At 42.9% G+C, this 527-nt stretch carries 1 protein-coding gene; it reads left to right on the top strand.

The window, feature by feature from the left end:
• Positions 1 to 18: 18 nt before the first annotated feature.
• Positions 19 to 527, top strand: a 509-nt coding sequence (locus QVP03_RS04495) for a nucleotidyltransferase family protein (protein WP_288210640.1), incomplete at its 3' end; no start/stop codon positions are given.

Here is a 527-nt window from a genome sequence, read left to right as displayed (position 1 = left end):
ATGTATAAGGGAAGATAAATGACCCGTGACGAGAAAATATATTTTTCCTTACTAAGGATAGGATTAGGAACTGAAAGCCCGGGAGAAATTTTACCGGAATTGGCTAAACTCCAATGGGGTGAACTTTATCGTTTGGCTGTTCGACAGGGGACGGGGGCATTGATCTGGGATGCTTTGCGGCAATTGCATGCAATGGAATATTTACCATTGTCTTTGCGTGTGCAATGGGCCTATAATGTCAAACAAATTGAAGATCGTTATCGAAAACAGGAAAAAGTATTGGCTGGATTGTCAAAATTCTATGCTTCCCATTCCATTTCGCTGATGCTCTTGAAAGGGTATGGACTGAGCTTTTGCTATCCGTGTCCCGAACATCGGGAATGTGGCGATATCGATATCTGGCTTTTTGGTCGACAGCGTGAAGCGGACGAGTTGTTATGTCGTGAATGGGGAATTCGGATCGATGAAGACAAACACCATCATACAGTTTTTCTCATCGACGGAATTATGGTCGAAAATCATTACGA

The organism is Alistipes sp. CAG:29 (assembly GCF_000435435.1).
Taxonomy (GTDB): Bacteria; Bacteroidota; Bacteroidia; order Bacteroidales; family Rikenellaceae; genus Alistipes; species Alistipes onderdonkii.
This window is presented reverse-complemented; position numbering and strand designations above follow the sequence as displayed.